Genomic DNA, 16,094 nt, shown 5'->3' with positions numbered 1-16,094 from the left:
TGCATCACACGTAGTACGCCGTTCTTTCACCGCACAAGCTGGGTGCGTCAGAAGACCGCGTATGTCGGGATTTTCATTAGGCGCGACGCGGGTTGCCCCCCATATTCACGCCTGATCTTTCGGAGGAGGCTCAATGATCACCTGGATCATCATCGGCGTCATCGTCGTCATTCTGCTGTTCGTCGTGGTCGGCGCCTACAACCGGCTGGTGAAGCTGGATCAGACGGCGAACCAGTCGTTCGCGGACATCGACGTGCAGCTGAAGCAGCGTCAGGACCTGATCCCCAACCTAGTCGAGACGGTGAAGGGCTACGCCACGCACGAGCGCGGCACCCTGGACGCCGTGACCCAGGCGCGCGCCGCCGCCGCGGGGGCTCGCACCGTCGATGAGAAGGTGCAGGCCGAGAACATGCTGACGGCGACGCTCGGCCGTCTGTTCGCCGTGTCCGAGGCCTATCCGGACCTGAAGGCCAACGCCAACTTCCAGCAGTTGCAGATGGACTTGTCGGACATCGAGAACAAGCTGGCCGCCGCGCGTCGCTTCTTCAACAATGCGGTCAGCGAGTTCAACGCCGTGCGCCGCCAGTTTCCGACCGTTCTGTTCGCCGGGATGTTCGGCTTCGGCGCCGACAAGCCCTTCTTCGACGTGGGCGAAAGCGAGCGCGCCGGCCTGAACGCCGCGCCGCCGACGGTGAAGTTCTAAGCCCCAATGGCGGTTTTCGGTCAGGCCGTCGGCCTCAAGACCCACATCTGGCGCAACAACGCCCGGTCAGCGATCCTGCTGGCCGGGTTCCCGGTGCTGCTGGTCGGCATCCTGTTCGGCGTCCAGGTGCTGATGATGGGGTTCGGCCTGCTGCCCAACTCGGGCGGCGATCTGGGCCAGGACCTGGCGCGGGCGGCCTCCATGCTGGGCTGGACCGTGCCCTTCGCCGCCATCGCGGCGGCGATCTGGTTCGTCATCGCCTATTTCGGCAACCAGATGATGATCGACGTCATGACCGGCGCGCGAAAGGTCGAGCGCCGGGTCGAACCGGAACTCTATAATCTGCTGGAGAACCTGGCGATCTCGCGCGGGATGAAGACGCCCGCCCTGCGCATCATCGAAAGTCCGTCGCTGAACGCCTATGCGTCCGGCCTGCACGAGGGCAACTACAGCGTCACCGTCACGCGCGGCCTGATGCAGACCCTGAACCGCGACGAGATGGAATGCGTCCTGGCGCACGAACTGACCCACGTCATCAACAAGGACGTGCGGACCATGGTGATCGCCTCGATCTTCGCAGGGATCATCAGCGTGGTGGCCGAACTGGTGTTCCGCAGCCTGTTCTATGTGCGCGGCGGCCGCGGCGGGAACAACAAGAACGCCATGCCCCTGATCCTGATCGGTCTGGCGATCGGGGTGATCGGTTTCGGCCTGGCCGCCGTCATCCGCATGACCCTGTCGCGGACGCGCGAGTATGTGGCCGACGCCGGGGCGGTGGAGCTGACCAAGAACCCGGACGCCATGATCTCGGCGCTGAGGAAGGTGTCGGGCCAGTCCAAGGTCGAGGCGCCGGACGAACTGCGCGGCATGTTCCTGGACAATACGGCCGACAAGGCGGGATTCTCGGGCCTGTTCGCGACGCACCCGCCGATCGAGAAACGCATCGCGGCGCTGGTGCAGTTCGCCGGCGGTCGGGACGACGGGCCGTGGGGCGGAGCGCCGCAAGCGGCGGGCACGGCGGTGCCGACGACCTGATCCCTTCTCCCCTTGCGGGAGAAGGTGGCTGGCGAAGCCAGACGGATGAGGGGTTGCAGGACCTTCAACTCGCCGCCCCATCTCGCGTTGAGAGACCCCTCATCCGGCCCTGGCGGGCCACCTTCTCCCACAAGGGGAGAAGGGCGTTACAGCCGCTCCCAGCCCCAGGGGCGCAATGCCTCCAGCGGGCGGAACTCGGCCTTGTAGTCCATCTTGGGCGAGCCCTGGACCCAGTAGCCGAGGTAAACATAGGGCAGCCCCACGGTCTCGGCCTGATGCAGGTGGTCGAGGATGGCGAAGCGGCCCAGGCTGCGGCGCTCCAGGGCCGGGTCGAAGAAGCTGTAGACCATCGACAGGCCGTCATGCAGCAGGTCGGTCAGGCAGACGCCGACCAGGCGGCCGGGGCCGTCATCCTCGCTGGGCAGACGGTATTCGATCAGATGGGTGCGGACGGCGGTGTCCTCGACCATCGACACATAGTCCAGCCAGCCCATGTCGCTCATGCCGCCGCCGGGGTGGCGGGCGTTCAGATAGCGGCGCAATAGGTCGAACTGCTCCATTGTCGCCTCGGCCTCGACCAGGTCGCGCGACAGGTCGGCGTTGCGCGCCAGGATGCGGCGACGTGAGCGCGAGGGTTCGAAATCCGCTACCGGAATGCGTACCGAGACGCAGGCGATGCAGGCCTCGCACGCCGGGCGATAGGCGATGTTCTGGCTGCGGCGGAACCCGGCCTGGGTCAGGGCGTCGTTGACGTCGGCCCCGTCGCTGAACGGCAGGTTTGCGAAGACCTTGCGCTCGAACTGCCCTGGCAGATAGGGGCAGGGCGCGCTGGCGGTCATGAAGAAGCGGAGCTGGCGCGAGAAGAAGTGCTGGGTCACGGCTGTCGCTCCGTGACGAAATCAGCGCCCGCACAGGGGCTGGATGGGTACGCGCGGCTCATATTCTGATTTGGCGCGCAACCAGCCGTTTTCGCAAGCCTTCTTCGTGCGGCGAGGGCGTCGCCGCACGGCCTCACAGGCTGGTGTCCGTGGGCAGGACCGGCGCTTCGCGCAGCAGGACGATGGCGATGCGGCGGTTGCCCGCCAGCGACGGGTCGTCGGGATAGAGGGGATCGGACCCCGCCTTGCCTGCGACGGAATAGACCCGGTCGGTGTTCACGCCTGAGCCCTGCAGCACCAGACGCGAGGCGTCGGCGCGGGCCGAGGACAGGGGCCAGTCGCCGGGGCTGCTGGCGCGGCTGGAGCCGGCGACGGCGTTGGTGTGGCCGGTGATGGAGATGCGGTTGGGCAGCTGGTTGATGACCTTGGCCACGGCGCGCAGCAGCAACTGGGCGCGCGGATTGGGGCGCGAGGAGCCGTTCTCGAACATCGAGCGGCCTTCCTGATCCACCAGCTGGATGCGCAGGCCCTCGGGCGTCTGGTCGATGATCAGCTGTTTCGACAGTTCGGCCAGTTCCGGCATGGACTGCATGGCCTGGCGCAGGGATTCGGCGGCGCTGGCGAAGTCGGCGGCCTCGCGACGGGCGATCTCGGCGCGCAGGGCGGCCTCGCTGGCCGAGGCGAGGTTGGAGTTCTGGCCCGCTTCCTGCGGCGCGTCTGGGGCTTCGGGGGCCAGCTGTTCGATGACGGCGTTGGAGCCGGCGCCCTTGGCCCCCTCGGAATCGCCCAGCGAGGTGCCGCCCAGGATGCCGCCGGACCCTGAGGTCGAGGCCGAGACGTTGGCCGGGGCGAAATATTCGGCGATGCCGCGCTTCTGCTCCGGATCGGTCGTGTTGATCAGCCACATCAACAGGAAGAAGGCCATCATGGCGGTGACGAAGTCGGCGTAGGCCACCTTCCACGCGCCGCCGTGGTGGCCGTGTCCGGATACCTTCTTCACCTTCTTGATCAGGATCGGGCGATCATTCAGCGCCATGGGGCGGGTCCGTCTTAACCGTGTTCGTTCGCCCTAAATCCCATGAGGGGCTTAAGAAGCGGTTGCGGCGCCATGCGACGGCCCGCCGCGCCCTTGCCGATACGGGCTTCACGGCCTAGCTGAGGGCCATGTCCGACGCGTCCGCTTCACCTGCCGCCGATTTCGATCCTCGCGCCTATCGCCGGGCGCTGGGCGGGTTCGCGACGGGGGTGTGCGTGGTCACGGCCCATACGGTCGACGGGCCGCTGGGGATCACGGTGAACAGCTTCACCTCCGTCTCGCTGGACCCGCCGTTGGTGCTGTGGTGCATGGACATCAAGTCCGACCGCCACGACGCCTTCGCCGGGGCGGATCGGTTCGCCGTGCATATGCTGCCGGTCGAGGATCAGGCCATGTCCGACCGTTTCGCCTGGGGCGTCTGCCGCCTGTCGGACGATGAGTTCGCGGTGGATGATCCCGAGCCGCCGCGCCTGCTGAACGCGGTGACGCGGCTGACCTGTCGGACGCACGACCGCATCGTCATGGGCGACCACCTGGTCATCGTCGGCCGGGTCGAGGCGTTCGATACCCGACCGGGCGATGCGCTGACCTATTTCCGGGGCAAATACGGCAAAGCGGTCGATCCCACCGCCTGATCCTTCTCCCCTTGTGGGAGAAGGTGGGCCCGAAGGGCTCGGATGAGGGGTCTCTCCGAAATCTGAAATGAAAGGGGGGCTGGCGTCGGCCGATGTCCAGCAACCCCTTATCCGTCTCGCTACGCGAGCCACCTTCTCCCACAAGGGGAGAAGGGAAAGATCAGCCTATCATCCGCGCGGCTTGCGGCGCGAAATAGCTGATGACGCCGGATGCGCCTGCGCGCTTGAAGGCGTGCAGGCTTTCCAGGATGGCGCGGTTCGGGTCCAGCCAGCCGTTGGCGAAGGCGGCCTGCATCATCGCGTACTCGCCGGACACCTGATAGGCGAAGGTCGGCACCTTGAACGTCTGCGACACCAGTCGGACGATATCCAGATAGGGCAGGCCCGGCTTGACGATCAGGGCGTCGGCGCCTTCCGACAGGTCCATCGCCACTTCGCGCAGAGCCTCCTCGGCGTTGGCGAAGTCCATCTGATAGGTCTTCTTGTCGCCGGTCAGCGACTTGGACGAACCCACCGCGTCGCGATAGGGGCCATAGAAGGCCGAGGCGTATTTGGCCGCATAGCTGATGATCAGCGTGTCGCTGAGTCCGTTGGCCTCCAGCGCCTCGCGGATGGCTTGGACGCGGCCGTCCATCATGTCGGACGGGGCCACGGCGTCGGCGCCCGCGTGGGCGTGGATGAAGGCCTGTTCGGCCAGCCGTTCCAGCGTCGGATCGTTGACGATGCGGCCGTTCTCCAGAACGCCGTCGTGGCCGTGGTCAGTGTAGCAGTCCAGCGCCACGTCGGTCATGACGCCGATCTCGGGCGCGGCGTCCTTGATGGCGCGGATGCAGTCGGGGATCAGGCCGTCCGGGTCGGTGGCGACGGTGGCGACATTGTCCTTCAGCCCATCGTTCACGTTCGGGAACAGGGCGACCATCGGAATGCCCAGATCGCGCGCCTCGACGGCGGCCTTGGCGGCCTCCTTCGGCGACAGGCGGAAGACGCCCGGCATGGACGCGACCGGCTGGCGGTCTTCCGGGCCGTCATGGACGATCAGCGGCCAGATCAGGTCGGCCGGCGTCAGGGTCGTCTCGGCGACCAGGCGGCGCACCCACGGCTGCGAACGCAGGCGACGCGGGCGGGCGTAGGGGAAGGCGGCGGGCTGGAAGGGCATGGTCATGCGCGCGGCTTAAAACAAAGCGCGGGGAGAGGCAAAAGACGAACTGTCCAAGCGAGCGCGTACCCTTTCTCCCCGCTCATCCCGGCGGACGCCGGGATGAGCGGAAATCTGATAGGGGCGCCGACAGCAAGGTGACGCGCGCGACGCCAGCCGTTAGAAGCGCCCCGAACGCCCCGTCAGAGGGCAGGCTGTAATGCGGGAGCTTTCATGGACTTCGCCCTCACCGACGATCAACGCGCCATTCAGGACGCGGCCCGCGCCTTCGCCGAGGCCGAACTGGCCCCGCATTCGGCCCGCTGGGACGAGGACAAGCATTTCCCGGTCGACGTGCTGAAGGCCGCCGCCGAAATGGGCTTCGCCGGCATCTATACGGGCGAGGAACACGGCGGCATGGGTCTGGGCCGGGTCGAGGCGGCGCTGATCTTTGAAGAGCTGTCGCGCGGCGATGTGGCGACGGCCGCCTTCATCTCGATCCACAACATGGCGACGTGGATGATCGACAGCTTCGGCTCGGACGAACTGAGGGCGCGCTTCGTGCCGTCGCTGGTCGGGATGGAGAAGATCGCCAGCTACTGCCTGACCGAGCCGGGCTCGGGCTCGGACGCGGCGGCGTTGCGGACGACGGCGGTGCGCGACGGCGACCACTATGTGCTGAACGGCGCCAAGGCTTTCATCTCGGGCGCCGGGACGTCGGACGTCTATGTCGTCATGGTCCGCACCGGCGGCGAGGGGCCCAAGGGCATCTCGACCATCGTGGTCGAGGCGGGGACGCCCGGCCTGTCGTTCGGCGCCAATGAGAAGAAGATGGGCTGGAACGCCCAGCCGACTGCCGTGGTCAGCTTCGATGACTGCCGCGTGCCGGCCGCCAACCTGGTGGGCGAGGAAGGCGCGGGCTTCAAATACGCCATGGCCGGTCTGGACGGCGGGCGCCTGAACATCGCCGCCTGCTCGCTGGGCGGGGCGCGTCTGGCGCTGGAGACGGCCCAGGAATACGTCGCCGGCCGCAAGCAGTTCGGCCAGGCCATCGGCCAGTTCCAGAACACCCAGTTCGAGCTGGCGGACATGGCCACGGATCTCGAGGCCGCCCGCCTGATGGTGCTGCGCGGCGCCTGGGCCATCGACACCAGCCATCCGGAAAAGACCAAATGGTGCGCCATGGCCAAGCGCCTGACGACCGACGCCTGCTTCCAGATCGCCGATCAGGCGCTGCAGTTGCACGGCGGCTACGGCTATCTGAAGGACTATCCGCTGGAGCGGATCATGCGCGACCTGCGCGTTCACCGCATCCTGGAAGGCACCAATGAGATCATGCGCGTGATCGTGGCGCGCGAGCTAGCGCGCTAGAGCGAAATCGGTTCACGCGCGATCGCATGTGAACCCAGATATTCGCTCAAAGCATTGATACTGGACCATTGATCTGAGTTCGGATTGTTTCAATTCGAATCGATAATGGTCTAGGCGTCAGCCGCAGCGCCTCGCCAGGTTCACCAGCGCGGCGGACCGGCCCAGGTACCACGGCTCGTCCGCCTCGTTCGGGGCGTCGAGATCGACGTTGCGCGCCTGTCTCAGCGCGGCCTTGCCTTCGGGCGACAGGGTGTAGACCTGCCGGTCCATCTCATCGACCGAGGGCGTCAGCGCATAGTCCGTGTTGTCGATCGTCACGGTCAGGACGCGCTCGCCGGGGCCGGGCGATCCCGGAAAATCATAGAAATACTGGAACGTGATCTGTCCGCCCGCGCAGTGCGCGCGGGTGATGACCGAGGTGAAGTTCCAGTTCAGGAAGCTGGCCACTGGCCCTTCGCCCGATACGTCGTGCGTCACCCACTGCGCGCTCCTTTCATCGACGGGAGCGGCCGTCAGGGTCAGGGCGGCTGTCATCGCGGCGATGAGCATGGGGGAGGTCTTTCGTGAGCTGGACGGAGCCATACCAACGCTGCTGCAGCGCGAATGCAAGACGGCTCTTCGGCTTTACCCGCGACGGCCTCGGCTCTAGAGGCAAGACATGAGCACTGAATCCGAAGTCATCACCCGCATCGAGAACGGTGTCGGCCGTATCACCCTGAACCGGCCCAAGGCGATTCACGCCCTGAACCGGGCCATGTGCGAGACGATGATCGAGGCGCTGCTGGCCTGGCGCGCGGACGACGCGGTTCAGTCGGTGCTGATCGACCACGCGGGCGAGCGCGGCTTCTGCGCGGGCGGCGACATCCGCATGATCGCCGAGAGCGGGGCAGGGGACGCCTCGGAGGCCAAGGCCTTCTTCAAGGCCGAGTATCAGCTGAACCATCTGATGTTCGTCTATCCCAAGCCGATCACGGCGGTGGTGGACGGCATCGTCATGGGCGGCGGCGTGGGCATCAGCGAACCCGCCGACGTCTGCATCGCCACCGAGCGCACCACCTACGCCATGCCCGAGACCGGCATCGGCCTGTTCCCCGACGTGGGCGGCGGCTGGTTCCTGCCGCGCCTGCCGGGCCAAACGGGCGTCTGGCTGGCGCTGACCGGCGCGCGGCTGAAGGCGGCGGATACGGTGGCGCTGGGCATCCATACGCACTTCGTCGCGTCGGAGGCCGTTGAGGCGCTGAAGGTCGACCTGCTGGCCGCGCCCGCCGATCCGAAGGCGGTCGCCGATTACGCCGCCGGAGACGCCGGGCCGTCGCCGCTGGCGTCGCACCGCGAGGCCATCGACCGCCTGTTCGCCTTCGACACGGTGGAAGAGATCGTCGCCGCCCTTCAGGCCGAGGGTTCGGAGTGGGCGCAGAAGCAGCTCGACATCCTGAAGACTAAGTCGCCGCAGTCGCTGAAAGTCTCTCTGCGCCAGATCCGCACGGGCGCGACGCTGACCGACTTCGCCGACAACATGGCGATGGAATACGCCCTGGGCGGCCGTGTCGTGCAGACCCACGATTTCCAGGAAGGCGTGCGCGCCGTCATCATCGACAAGGATAATGCGCCTCAGTGGTCGCCGGCCGAGCTTTCTTCGGTTTCAGAGGCCCAGATCGAGGCCCTGTTCGCGCCCCTGCCTGCGGGTGAGGCATGGAAACCGCTGATCGGCTGATTTCGCGCAAGCTTCATTGTTCCGGGCGGGGGAAAAGCCTATCTTGGCGGCATGACTAGTCGCTGGACCCCCGAATCCTGGAGAAACAAGCCCGTCCTGCATATGCCGACGGACTATCCGGACGCCGCCGAGCTGGCGCGCGTCGAAGACGAGCTGCGCGCGATGCCGCCCCTCGTCTTTGCGGGCGAGGCGCGCAAGCTTACCGATCACCTGGCCCAGGTCGAGGCGGGCGACGCCTTCCTGCTGCAGGGCGGCGACTGCGCCGAGAGCTTCAAGGAGTTCTCGACCGACAACATCCGCGACACCTTCCGCCTGATCCTGCAGATGGCGGTGGTGCTGACCTTCGCCGGCCGCAAGCCGGTGGTGAAGGTCGGCCGCATCGCCGGTCAGTTCGCCAAGCCGCGCTCGTCGCCGGTCGAGGAGATCGGCGGGGTCGAGCTGCCGTCCTATCGCGGCGACATCATCAACGGCATGGGTTTCACCCCGGAAGAGCGCACGCCCGATCCGCAGCGCCTGATCCGCGCCTATAATCAGTCGGCCTCGACGCTGAACCTGCTGCGCGCCTTCGCGGGCGGGGGCTATGCCGACCTGTACAACATCCATCGCTGGACGCTGGGCTTCGCCGATGACGGCGCTGGCGCAGCCTACCGCGAACTGGCCGACAAGATCACCGAGGCGCTGGCCTTCATGGAGGCGGTCGGCGTCACGCCCGAAACGCATCCCGACCTGTCGCGCGTCGAGGTCTTCACCAGCCACGAAGCCCTGCTGCTGAACGTCGAGAGCGCTCTGACGCGCCTGGACGGCTCGACCGGCGAATGGTTCGACACCTCGGCCCACATGCTGTGGATCGGAGAGCGCACCCGCCAGCTGGACGGCGCCCACATCGAGTTCATGCGCGGCATCTCCAACCCCATCGGGGTCAAGTGCGGGCCGACCATGACGGCGGACGACCTGCTGCCGCTGATCGACGCCCTGAACCCGAATAACATTCCGGGTCGCCTGACGCTGATCGGCCGCTTCGGTCACGACAAGGTGGGCGACCGCCTGCCGGGTCTGATGCGGGCGGTGAAGGCGGCGGGCAAGCGCGTCATCTGGTCGATCGACCCGATGCACGGCAATACGCTGAAGGCCGGCAACGGCTACAAGACCCGGCCCTTCGACCGCGTCATGGGCGAGGTCCGCACATTTATTGATGTTGCGGAGGCCGAGGGCGTCCACCCCGGCGGCGTCCACCTGGAGATGACCGGCCAGAACGTCACTGAATGCATCGGCGGCGCCCAGGCGGTGACCGAGGACGACCTGTCGAGCCGTTACCACACCCACTGCGACCCGCGCCTGAACGCGGATCAGGCGCTGGAGATGGCCTTCCTGGTCGCCGAGCGTCTCAAGGCCGGGCGGCAGGCCCGGTCCGAGGCCGCATGACGGCAGAAGACGAAACGCCCGGCCGCGTCGCCTATCAGGGCGCGCCGGGCGCCTTCAGCCACGAAGCCTGCCTGGACCTGCGTCCGTGGGACGAAGCGGTCGGCTTTGAGACCTTCCAGGGCGCGATCGACGCCGTCCTGAGCGGCGACTGCCATTGCGCCCTGATCCCCGTCGAGAACTCGACCGTAGGCGTGGTCGAGCCCGCCGCTACGCTTGTGAAAGAGGCGGGACTTGTGGCGGTCAGCGACGCCTGGCGGCCGATCCGTCTGGCCCTGTTGGGCGTGCCCGAGGCGCGGCTGTCGGACGTGAAGACGGCCGAGAGCCACCCGGTGGCCCTGCAGCAGTGCTCCAAAGCCCTGAAAGAGATGGCGATCACGGCCGTCGAGGTGTTCGACACCGGGGGCGCGGCCGCTGCGGTGGCCGAGGCGGGTGACGTCTCGCGCGCCGCCGTTGCGCCTGCTCGCGCGGCTGAGGTCTATGGACTGTCGGTTCTGCGCAACGATCTGCAGGATTTCAGCGACAATCGCACACGGTTTGTCCTCTTCACGGCTCCTGAGGCTTGACCGCGCATAAAATTTGCTGTTGTAAGGCCCGGTCGGATCAACCCTGATCCAGAAACCGGACCGGATTCATGTCCTCGCTGCGCGCACAAATGACCCTTGAAACCACCTCGCGCGCGGTGGCCGGTTTTTATTTTGGCTACGGCTATTACGGCTTTCGATACGCCGGCTGAGGCGTCGGGCTTCTAACCAGACCCTGACTGTCTCGCTGGCGACCGCTTCTCCCTAAGCGGCCAGTACGCGCGTTCACGCCTGACCTTCTGTCGGCGGGACGCGACCTCCCCATCGAAATCCCATGCCGAAAGCCATCTCCCATGTCGCAATCCGCCATCCAGCAAGTCTGGCCCGCCGAAACCGTTGAACTGAGCGCCGAACAGAAGGCGCTGGCCGCCTTGCGCGCCGAGATCGACAGCCTGGACGATCAGATCCTCGAACTGTTCGAGCGCCGCCTGTCCGTCGCCGCCCAGGTGGGCAAGGCCAAGGATGCTCCGACCGGCCCCCACACCAAGCTGCGTCCCGACCGCGAACAGGCCGTCCAGGCCCGCATCCTGAAGCAGTGCGAACCCGAGAACCGCGAGGCGGTCGAGCATCTGTGGCGCGAGATCGTCGGTTGGGGGCTGGCCCGTCAGGGCCGCCTGCAGGTCCAGGTCTGGGCCCCGATTGATCCGGCCAAGGCCGTGGACGGCGCCCGCCTGCGCTTCGGCGCCGCCGCCGACATCAAGCTGGTCCTCGATCCGCAGGCCGCCCTGGCCCATGCGGCCGAGGGCAAGGGCGTGGCCGTCCTGTCCATCAGCGGCGACGATCCCTGGTGGATCGGCCTGCGTCGCGAATGGTCGATGCTCAGCGTCTTCGACGGCTACGGCGGCGAGACGCCGTCGTCTCTGGCTGTCGGCAAGATCGATCCGCCGGCCCTGCCCAAGGGCCGCCGCGTGGTCGTCACCGCGGGCGGCGATGCGGGCGACGGTTCGGGCGCGCGTCGCTGGGGCCTGAACACTCACCACGGCTGGAGCCTGGCCCTGACCGACGCCGATGTGGCGCCGGGCGATGTCGAAGGCTGCGTCGGCGCCATCGGCTGACCGCAGGCCGTTAACTCCGTCTCAAAGCAGGGTGGGCGAGGGTGGCTGCATGGCCCAGCCCGCCCTGCATCGATCGCGCCGCGTCGTCGCCCTTGCGGCGGCTGCGCTGACGCTTGCGGGCTGCGGCGTGAACGAAGCCGATCCCCATCGCTTCGAGACCCTGGCGCAGTCGGTGGCCTCCATTCCAGTGTCGGCTGAAGACGAGGGCGAGGCGCGGCCGACCGTCACGCCGGATCAGCCGCGCGAGCGAGCTGCGCCGTTGAAGGTCGAGCTGATGACCCCGCACGAATTGTGGGACGCACGCGAAGGCGTGACAGCCAGGGTTCGCCTCGCCTCCGCGTCAACGCCGACGAACGACCCTGATCCCGAGACGCCGCCTGCGGCCGTTGCGGCGCAGCCCGCGACCGCCGTCCGCCAGGTGCAACTCGGCGCCTATTCCAGCGAAGACGGCGCCCGCGCGGCCTGGGCGCGGCTGAGCCGAGGGCCGGGCGGGGCGGCGCTGTCCGGGCTTCAACCCGCCTATGAGGCGGTGGAGGTAGGCGGGCGTCGTCTGATCCGGCTGAAGGTCGCCGCCTCCGTCGAACAGGCTCAGGCCCTGTGCCGCGACCTGGCGGCCTCGGACCCCTGGTGCGCGCGATCCGGCGCCGCTGCGGCCTGATCGTCCACAGGCTCAGCTTAAGGTTTCGTTGACGATTGGCCCGCGGAGGCTGATCTTGCGGCCCATGGGCGGGCGGCGGACGAAGATGAGTCGCGCCTGCTGATCACAGTGGGATTTCACATGGCGCAGCCTCAGGTCATCGTCATCGGCAATGAAAAGGGCGGGGCGGGCAAGTCCACCCTGGCCATTCACATCGTCACCGGCCTTCTGCACGCCGGACGCAAGGTCGCCATCATCGATCTGGACCTGCGTCAGCGCTCGCTGGAGCGGTTCTTCGCCAACCGCGTCGCCTGGACCAAGGCTAACGGCCATGATCTGCCGCTGCCCTTCGTGCCGGACATGGGCGACGGCAAGGCCCTGCATAAGGCTGACGAGGCTGAGCAACTGGCGCGTTTCGAAGCCGCCTACGCCGAGGCGAGGGGCGTCGCCGACGTCATCGTCATCGACACGCCGGGCGGGGACACGGCTCTGTCGCGCGCCGCGCACGGCCGCGCAGACCAGATCGTCACCCCCATGAACGACAGCTTCGTCGACTTCGACCTGCTGGGCGAGGTGGACCCGGTGACGCTGGATCTGATCCGTCCCTCCATCTATTCGGAAAGCGTCTGGGAGGCGCGCAAGCATCGCGCCGTCACCGAGGGCCGTCAGGTGACGATCGACTGGATCGTCGTCACCAACCGTCTGGCCGTGGCCGAGGCCCGCAACCGGCGCCGTCTGGCCTCACGCATGGCCAAGCTGGCCAAGCGGGTCGGTTTCCGTGTCGGGCCGGGCCTGCGCGACCGGGTCATCTATCGCGAACTCTTCCCCTTCGGCCTGACGGTGGCGGACCTGTCGAACGACATCCGTCCGGTGTCGGTGTCCCTGGCCCACGTCGCTGCGCGTCAGGAGATGCGCAACCTGATGCAGGCCCTGGGTCTGGACGACGCCATCGCCGCCATGGACGCGGCGGCCTGATCGCTTCATGGGCCTGATCTGGTTGGGTCTGGCCGCTGTGGCCCTGTGGGCCATGGTGCGACTGGGCCGCCAGACCGAGCGCGCCCGGCGCGGTCACTGGCGCATCTCCGCCACCTTATTGAGCGCCGCCCTGCTGGCCGGGGCGGTGTTCGCCGCCGCGCGCGGAGCCTGGCTGATCGCGGGCGGCATGGCGTCTGCGGGCGTCTGGCTAGCCGTGCAGTCGCGCATCCGGCCTGTGGCGGGCAGGGCGGCCAAACCCAATGAGCCCATGAGCAAGGCCGAGGCGCGCTCCATTTTGGGCGTCGCGGTCGATGCGGACGCCCAGACGATCCACGCGGCCTGGCGCCGCCTGATGGCCCGCGCGCATCCGGATCAGGGCGGAACCGAGGGGCTGGCCGCCCGCGTCAACGCCGCGCGGGATCGGCTGCTGAAAGGGTAGGGCGCTTTCCTTCTCCCCTTGTGGGAGAAGGTGGCCCGTAGGGTCGGATGAGGGGTGTCGGCGCGACATGCAGCGCTTTTCCTTCGCCAGATTCTCAGGCCGACGAGGCGCTCACACCCCCTCATCCGTCTGCCTCCGGCAGTCACCTTCTCCCGCAAGGGGAGAAGGAAGTGGATTAGGTATTTTAATACCTCATTTAAAATATTTAATAAAATCAAATATCTATGCCGAAATCGTCGTCGTAACCGACATTGACCTTCGGCGCGCGACCCTCTATCACCCCGGCCTCCGCTCGATCCATCTGGTTCGGGCCGCGTTTTTCGTCTTCCAGGACCCTCATCATGCTGAAGAGCACCACGGCTTCGCTGAAGCCGGCCGAGGTCGAGAAGAAGTGGATCCACATCGACGCCGAAGGCGTCGTGGTGGGCCGCCTCGCGACCTTCATCGCCAACCGCCTGCGCGGCAAGCACCTGCCGACCTACACCCCGCACGTCGACTGCGGCGACTACGTCGTCGTCACCAACGTCGACAAGGTGGTGTTCACCGGCAAGAAGAACACCGACAAGGTTTACTATCGCCACACCGGCCACCCGGGCGGCATCAAGGAAACCACCCCGGAGAAGGTTCTGGGCGGTCGTTTCCCCGAGCGCGTGCTCGAAAAGGCCGTTGAGCGGATGCTGCCCAAGGAGTCGCCGCTGGCTCGCAAGCAGATGACCCACCTGCGCCTGTTCGCCGGCGCGACTCACGAACACGAAGCCCAACAGCCCACGACCATCGACTTCAAGTCGATGTCGTCCAAGAACACCCGGAGCGCCTGAGCATGACCGACGTGACTCAAGACACCGCCGCCGGCTTTGACGCCCTGAAGGGCCTGGGCACCGCTGCCGCCGAGGAAATCGTCCGCGAGCCGAAGATCGACGCCCTGGGCCGTTCGTACTCGACCGGCAAGCGTAAGAACGCCATCGCCCGCGTGTGGGTGAAGCGCGGCACCGGCAAGATCACCGTCAACGGCAAGGACGTGGCTGCGTATTTCGCCCGCCCCGTGCTGCAGATGATGGTCGCTCAGCCGCTGACCGTCTCGGACCGCGCCACGCAATACGACGTGATCTGCACCGTCGAAGGTTCGGGCCTGTCGGGCCAGGCCGGCGCCATCCGCCACGGCCTGTCGCACGCCCTGACCCACTACGAGCCGGAACTGCGCAAGGTTCTGAAGCCGCACGGCTTCCTGACCCGCGACAGCCGCGTCGTCGAGCGTAAGAAGTACGGCCGCGCCAAGGCTCGCCGCAGCTTCCAGTTCTCGAAGCGCTAATCGCCGAACCCGGCGATGGGTTTACGAAGGGGCGCTTCGAGGCAACTCGAAGCGCCTTTTCTTTTGTCCTTCTCCCCTTGTGGGAGAAGGTGGCGGCCGCAGGCCGACGGATGAGGGGTTTCGCCTCATTCAATGTCGCCGTCAGAATGTCGCGTCAGTGCGACCCCTCATCCGACCCGCTGCGCGGGCCACCTTCTCCCACAAGGGGAGAAGGATCAGGAGCACGAGATGACCCACACCATCTTCATCGACGGCGAGGCCGGAACTACCGGTCTGGAGATCCGCGAGCGTCTGGAGGCGCGCGGCGATCTGGAGCTGATGCTGCTGGGCGACCGTCGCCGCGATGTCGAGGCGCGGCGCGAGGCGTTGAACAGCGCCGACGCGGTCATCCTGTGCCTGCCTGACGATGCGGCCCGCGAGGCGGTGTCGATGATCGAGAATCCGTCGGTGCGGGTTATCGACGCCTCGACCGCCTACCGGGTGGCGGACGGCTGGACCTATGGCTTCGCCGAGATGGATGCGGACCAGCGCGCGGCCATCGCCGCCTCGACGCGGGTATCGAACCCCGGCTGCTATCCGACCGGCTTCATCGGCCTGATGCGGCCGCTCGTGAAGGCGGGGCTGGTCCCAGCCGACTGGCCCGTGACGATCAATGCGGTGTCCGGCTATTCCGGCGGCGGCAAGGCCATGATCGCCGAGTTTGAAGCTGAGGGCGCATCCACCGCCTTCCGCGCCTATGGCCTGACGCTGAAGCACAAGCATGTGCCGGAAATGACGAAGCACGCGGGCCTGTCGCGCCCGGTGCTGTTCTCGCCCGCTGTGGGGAATTATCGCCAGGGGATGCTGGTCGAAGTTCCGCTGCATCTGTCGGCCCTGCCGGAGACGCCCTCGGTCGAGCGGCTGCACGGCGCTCTGGTCGAGGCCTATGAGGGGCAGCGCTTCGTCGAGGTCGCCGAGATCGACGAAACCGAGGCCATGACCGGCATCGAGCCTGAGGGCCTGAACGGCACCAACCGGATGCGCCTGCATGTCTTCGGCGATCGCGGCGGAGAGCAGGCGCGTCTGGTCGCCCTGCTGGACAATCTGGGCAAGGGCGCCTCGGGCGCGGCGGTTCAGAACCTCAACATCATGCTGGGCCTGGACGAGGCGACGGGCCTCAGCTGACGGGG

18 protein-coding genes are annotated in these 16,094 nt (G+C 67.1%); 14 read left to right on the top strand and 4 right to left on the bottom strand.

Going from position 1 to position 16,094, the window contains the following annotated elements:
* The first annotated feature begins 133 nt into the window (after positions 1-133).
* Together V8J38_RS11595 and V8J38_RS11590 are read left to right on the top strand one after the other, a co-directional pair.
* Positions 134-703 (top strand): LemA family protein, encoded by a 570-nt coding sequence (locus V8J38_RS11595; RefSeq protein WP_291781813.1) that lies wholly within the window; start codon positions 134-136, stop codon positions 701-703.
* Positions 704-709: 6 nt separating this feature from the next.
* The gene (locus tag V8J38_RS11590) at positions 710-1,738 is read left to right on the top strand and encodes a M48 family metallopeptidase (RefSeq protein WP_338575851.1); all 1,029 of its coding nucleotides are present in this window, start codon (positions 710-712) and stop codon (positions 1,736-1,738) included.
* Positions 1,739-1,884: 146 nt separating this feature from the next.
* On the opposite strand, the gene V8J38_RS11585 is transcribed toward V8J38_RS11590, so the two are convergent.
* Together V8J38_RS11585 and V8J38_RS11580 are read right to left on the bottom strand one after the other, a co-directional pair.
* Positions 1,885-2,616, bottom strand: a complete 732-nt coding sequence (locus V8J38_RS11585; protein ID WP_338575849.1) for an arginyltransferase — start codon at positions 2,614-2,616, stop codon at positions 1,885-1,887.
* 133 nt (positions 2,617-2,749) lie between these two features.
* Entirely contained in the window at positions 2,750-3,652 is a 903-nt protein-coding gene (locus V8J38_RS11580) for a flagellar motor protein MotB (RefSeq protein WP_291781821.1), read from the bottom strand.
* A gap of 128 nt (positions 3,653-3,780) precedes the next feature.
* Between V8J38_RS11580 and V8J38_RS11575 the strand changes: the two genes are divergently transcribed.
* Positions 3,781-4,287, top strand: a complete 507-nt coding sequence (locus V8J38_RS11575; protein ID WP_338575848.1) for a flavin reductase family protein — start codon at positions 3,781-3,783, stop codon at positions 4,285-4,287.
* Positions 4,288-4,447: 160 nt separating this feature from the next.
* Here the strand turns inward: V8J38_RS11575 and hemB are convergent, their stop codons facing one another.
* A complete protein-coding gene (gene hemB, locus V8J38_RS11570; RefSeq protein ID WP_338575846.1) occupies positions 4,448-5,449 on the bottom strand; it encodes a porphobilinogen synthase in 1,002 nt (333 codons plus the stop codon).
* A 207-nt stretch (positions 5,450-5,656) separates the two neighbouring features.
* Between hemB and V8J38_RS11565 the strand changes: the two genes are divergently transcribed.
* On the top strand, positions 5,657-6,793 hold the full coding sequence (locus tag V8J38_RS11565) for an acyl-CoA dehydrogenase family protein (protein WP_338575845.1): 1,137 nt from the start codon (positions 5,657-5,659) through the stop codon (positions 6,791-6,793).
* 117 nt (positions 6,794-6,910) lie between these two features.
* On the opposite strand, the gene V8J38_RS11560 is transcribed toward V8J38_RS11565, so the two are convergent.
* Positions 6,911-7,342, bottom strand: coding sequence for a hypothetical protein (locus V8J38_RS11560; RefSeq protein WP_338575843.1), 432 nt, complete (start codon positions 7,340-7,342; stop codon positions 6,911-6,913).
* 109 nt (positions 7,343-7,451) lie between these two features.
* On the opposite strand from V8J38_RS11560, the gene V8J38_RS11555 reads away from it, so the two are divergent.
* From V8J38_RS11555 to argC, 10 genes are all read left to right on the top strand, one after another.
* Complete coding sequence (locus tag V8J38_RS11555) at positions 7,452-8,507, top strand: enoyl-CoA hydratase/isomerase family protein (RefSeq protein ID WP_338575841.1); 1,056 nt, start codon at positions 7,452-7,454, stop codon at positions 8,505-8,507.
* 51 nt (positions 8,508-8,558) lie between these two features.
* On the top strand, positions 8,559-9,929 hold the full coding sequence (locus V8J38_RS11550; protein WP_291781837.1) for a class II 3-deoxy-7-phosphoheptulonate synthase: 1,371 nt from the start codon (positions 8,559-8,561) through the stop codon (positions 9,927-9,929).
* Positions 9,926-10,492, top strand: coding sequence for a prephenate dehydratase domain-containing protein (locus V8J38_RS11545; RefSeq protein ID WP_338575839.1), 567 nt, complete (start codon positions 9,926-9,928; stop codon positions 10,490-10,492). Before V8J38_RS11550 ends, V8J38_RS11545 begins: the two co-directional genes overlap by 4 nt.
* A 311-nt stretch (positions 10,493-10,803) precedes the next feature.
* Positions 10,804-11,565 carry a chorismate mutase gene (locus V8J38_RS11540; protein ID WP_338575838.1) on the top strand — a complete coding sequence of 254 codons (762 nt, stop codon included), beginning with the start codon at positions 10,804-10,806 and terminating at the stop codon, positions 11,563-11,565.
* Positions 11,566-11,614: 49 nt separating this feature from the next.
* Positions 11,615-12,223 (top strand): SPOR domain-containing protein, encoded by a 609-nt coding sequence (locus V8J38_RS11535; RefSeq protein ID WP_338575837.1) that lies wholly within the window; start codon positions 11,615-11,617, stop codon positions 12,221-12,223.
* Positions 12,224-12,343: 120 nt separating this feature from the next.
* A complete protein-coding gene (locus V8J38_RS11530; RefSeq protein ID WP_291781848.1) occupies positions 12,344-13,177 on the top strand; it encodes a division plane positioning ATPase MipZ in 834 nt (277 codons plus the stop codon).
* 7 nt (positions 13,178-13,184) lie between these two features.
* Positions 13,185-13,616 carry a molecular chaperone DnaJ gene (locus V8J38_RS11525; RefSeq protein ID WP_338575834.1) on the top strand — a complete coding sequence of 144 codons (432 nt, stop codon included), beginning with the start codon at positions 13,185-13,187 and terminating at the stop codon, positions 13,614-13,616.
* Positions 13,617-13,960: 344 nt separating this feature from the next.
* The gene (gene rplM / locus V8J38_RS11520; protein ID WP_338578626.1) at positions 13,961-14,434 is read left to right on the top strand and encodes a 50S ribosomal protein L13; all 474 of its coding nucleotides are present in this window, start codon (positions 13,961-13,963) and stop codon (positions 14,432-14,434) included.
* Between the two features lie 2 nt (positions 14,435-14,436).
* Positions 14,437-14,925, top strand: coding sequence for a 30S ribosomal protein S9 (gene rpsI / locus V8J38_RS11515; RefSeq protein ID WP_003165345.1), 489 nt, complete (start codon positions 14,437-14,439; stop codon positions 14,923-14,925).
* Between the two features lie 228 nt (positions 14,926-15,153).
* Positions 15,154-16,089 (top strand): N-acetyl-gamma-glutamyl-phosphate reductase, encoded by a 936-nt coding sequence (gene argC, locus V8J38_RS11510; RefSeq protein ID WP_338575832.1) that lies wholly within the window; start codon positions 15,154-15,156, stop codon positions 16,087-16,089.
* Positions 16,090-16,094: the final 5 nt, after the last annotated feature.

It is taken from the genome of Brevundimonas olei (assembly GCF_037055245.1).
Lineage (GTDB): Bacteria > Pseudomonadota > Alphaproteobacteria > Caulobacterales > Caulobacteraceae > Brevundimonas > Brevundimonas olei.
This window is presented reverse-complemented; position numbering and strand designations above follow the sequence as displayed.

What these genes read in the sequence shown, in the direction of transcription:
- V8J38_RS11525 (WP_338575834.1), top strand. Translation starts at nt 13,185, where the DNA reads ATGGGCCTGATCTGGTTGGGTCTGGCCGCTGTGGCCCTGTGGGCCATG.
- V8J38_RS11535 (WP_338575837.1), top strand. Translation starts at nt 11,615, where the DNA reads ATGGCCCAGCCCGCCCTGCATCGATCGCGCCGCGTCGTCGCCCTTGCG.
- V8J38_RS11540 (WP_338575838.1), top strand. Translation starts at nt 10,804, where the DNA reads ATGTCGCAATCCGCCATCCAGCAAGTCTGGCCCGCCGAAACCGTTGAA.
- V8J38_RS11595 (WP_291781813.1), top strand. Translation starts at nt 134, where the DNA reads ATGATCACCTGGATCATCATCGGCGTCATCGTCGTCATTCTGCTGTTC.
- V8J38_RS11560 (WP_338575843.1), bottom strand. Translation starts at nt 7,342, where the DNA reads ATGCTCATCGCCGCGATGACAGCCGCCCTGACCCTGACGGCCGCTCCC.
- V8J38_RS11530 (WP_291781848.1), top strand. Translation starts at nt 12,344, where the DNA reads ATGGCGCAGCCTCAGGTCATCGTCATCGGCAATGAAAAGGGCGGGGCG.
- V8J38_RS11550 (WP_291781837.1), top strand. Translation starts at nt 8,559, where the DNA reads ATGACTAGTCGCTGGACCCCCGAATCCTGGAGAAACAAGCCCGTCCTG.
- V8J38_RS11555 (WP_338575841.1), top strand. Translation starts at nt 7,452, where the DNA reads ATGAGCACTGAATCCGAAGTCATCACCCGCATCGAGAACGGTGTCGGC.
- V8J38_RS11590 (WP_338575851.1), top strand. Translation starts at nt 710, where the DNA reads ATGGCGGTTTTCGGTCAGGCCGTCGGCCTCAAGACCCACATCTGGCGC.
- V8J38_RS11575 (WP_338575848.1), top strand. Translation starts at nt 3,781, where the DNA reads ATGTCCGACGCGTCCGCTTCACCTGCCGCCGATTTCGATCCTCGCGCC.
- V8J38_RS11545 (WP_338575839.1), top strand. Translation starts at nt 9,926, where the DNA reads ATGACGGCAGAAGACGAAACGCCCGGCCGCGTCGCCTATCAGGGCGCG.
- V8J38_RS11580 (WP_291781821.1), bottom strand. Translation starts at nt 3,652, where the DNA reads ATGGCGCTGAATGATCGCCCGATCCTGATCAAGAAGGTGAAGAAGGTA.
- hemB (WP_338575846.1), bottom strand. Translation starts at nt 5,449, where the DNA reads ATGACCATGCCCTTCCAGCCCGCCGCCTTCCCCTACGCCCGCCCGCGT.
- rpsI (WP_003165345.1), top strand. Translation starts at nt 14,437, where the DNA reads ATGACCGACGTGACTCAAGACACCGCCGCCGGCTTTGACGCCCTGAAG.
- V8J38_RS11565 (WP_338575845.1), top strand. Translation starts at nt 5,657, where the DNA reads ATGGACTTCGCCCTCACCGACGATCAACGCGCCATTCAGGACGCGGCC.
- argC (WP_338575832.1), top strand. Translation starts at nt 15,154, where the DNA reads ATGACCCACACCATCTTCATCGACGGCGAGGCCGGAACTACCGGTCTG.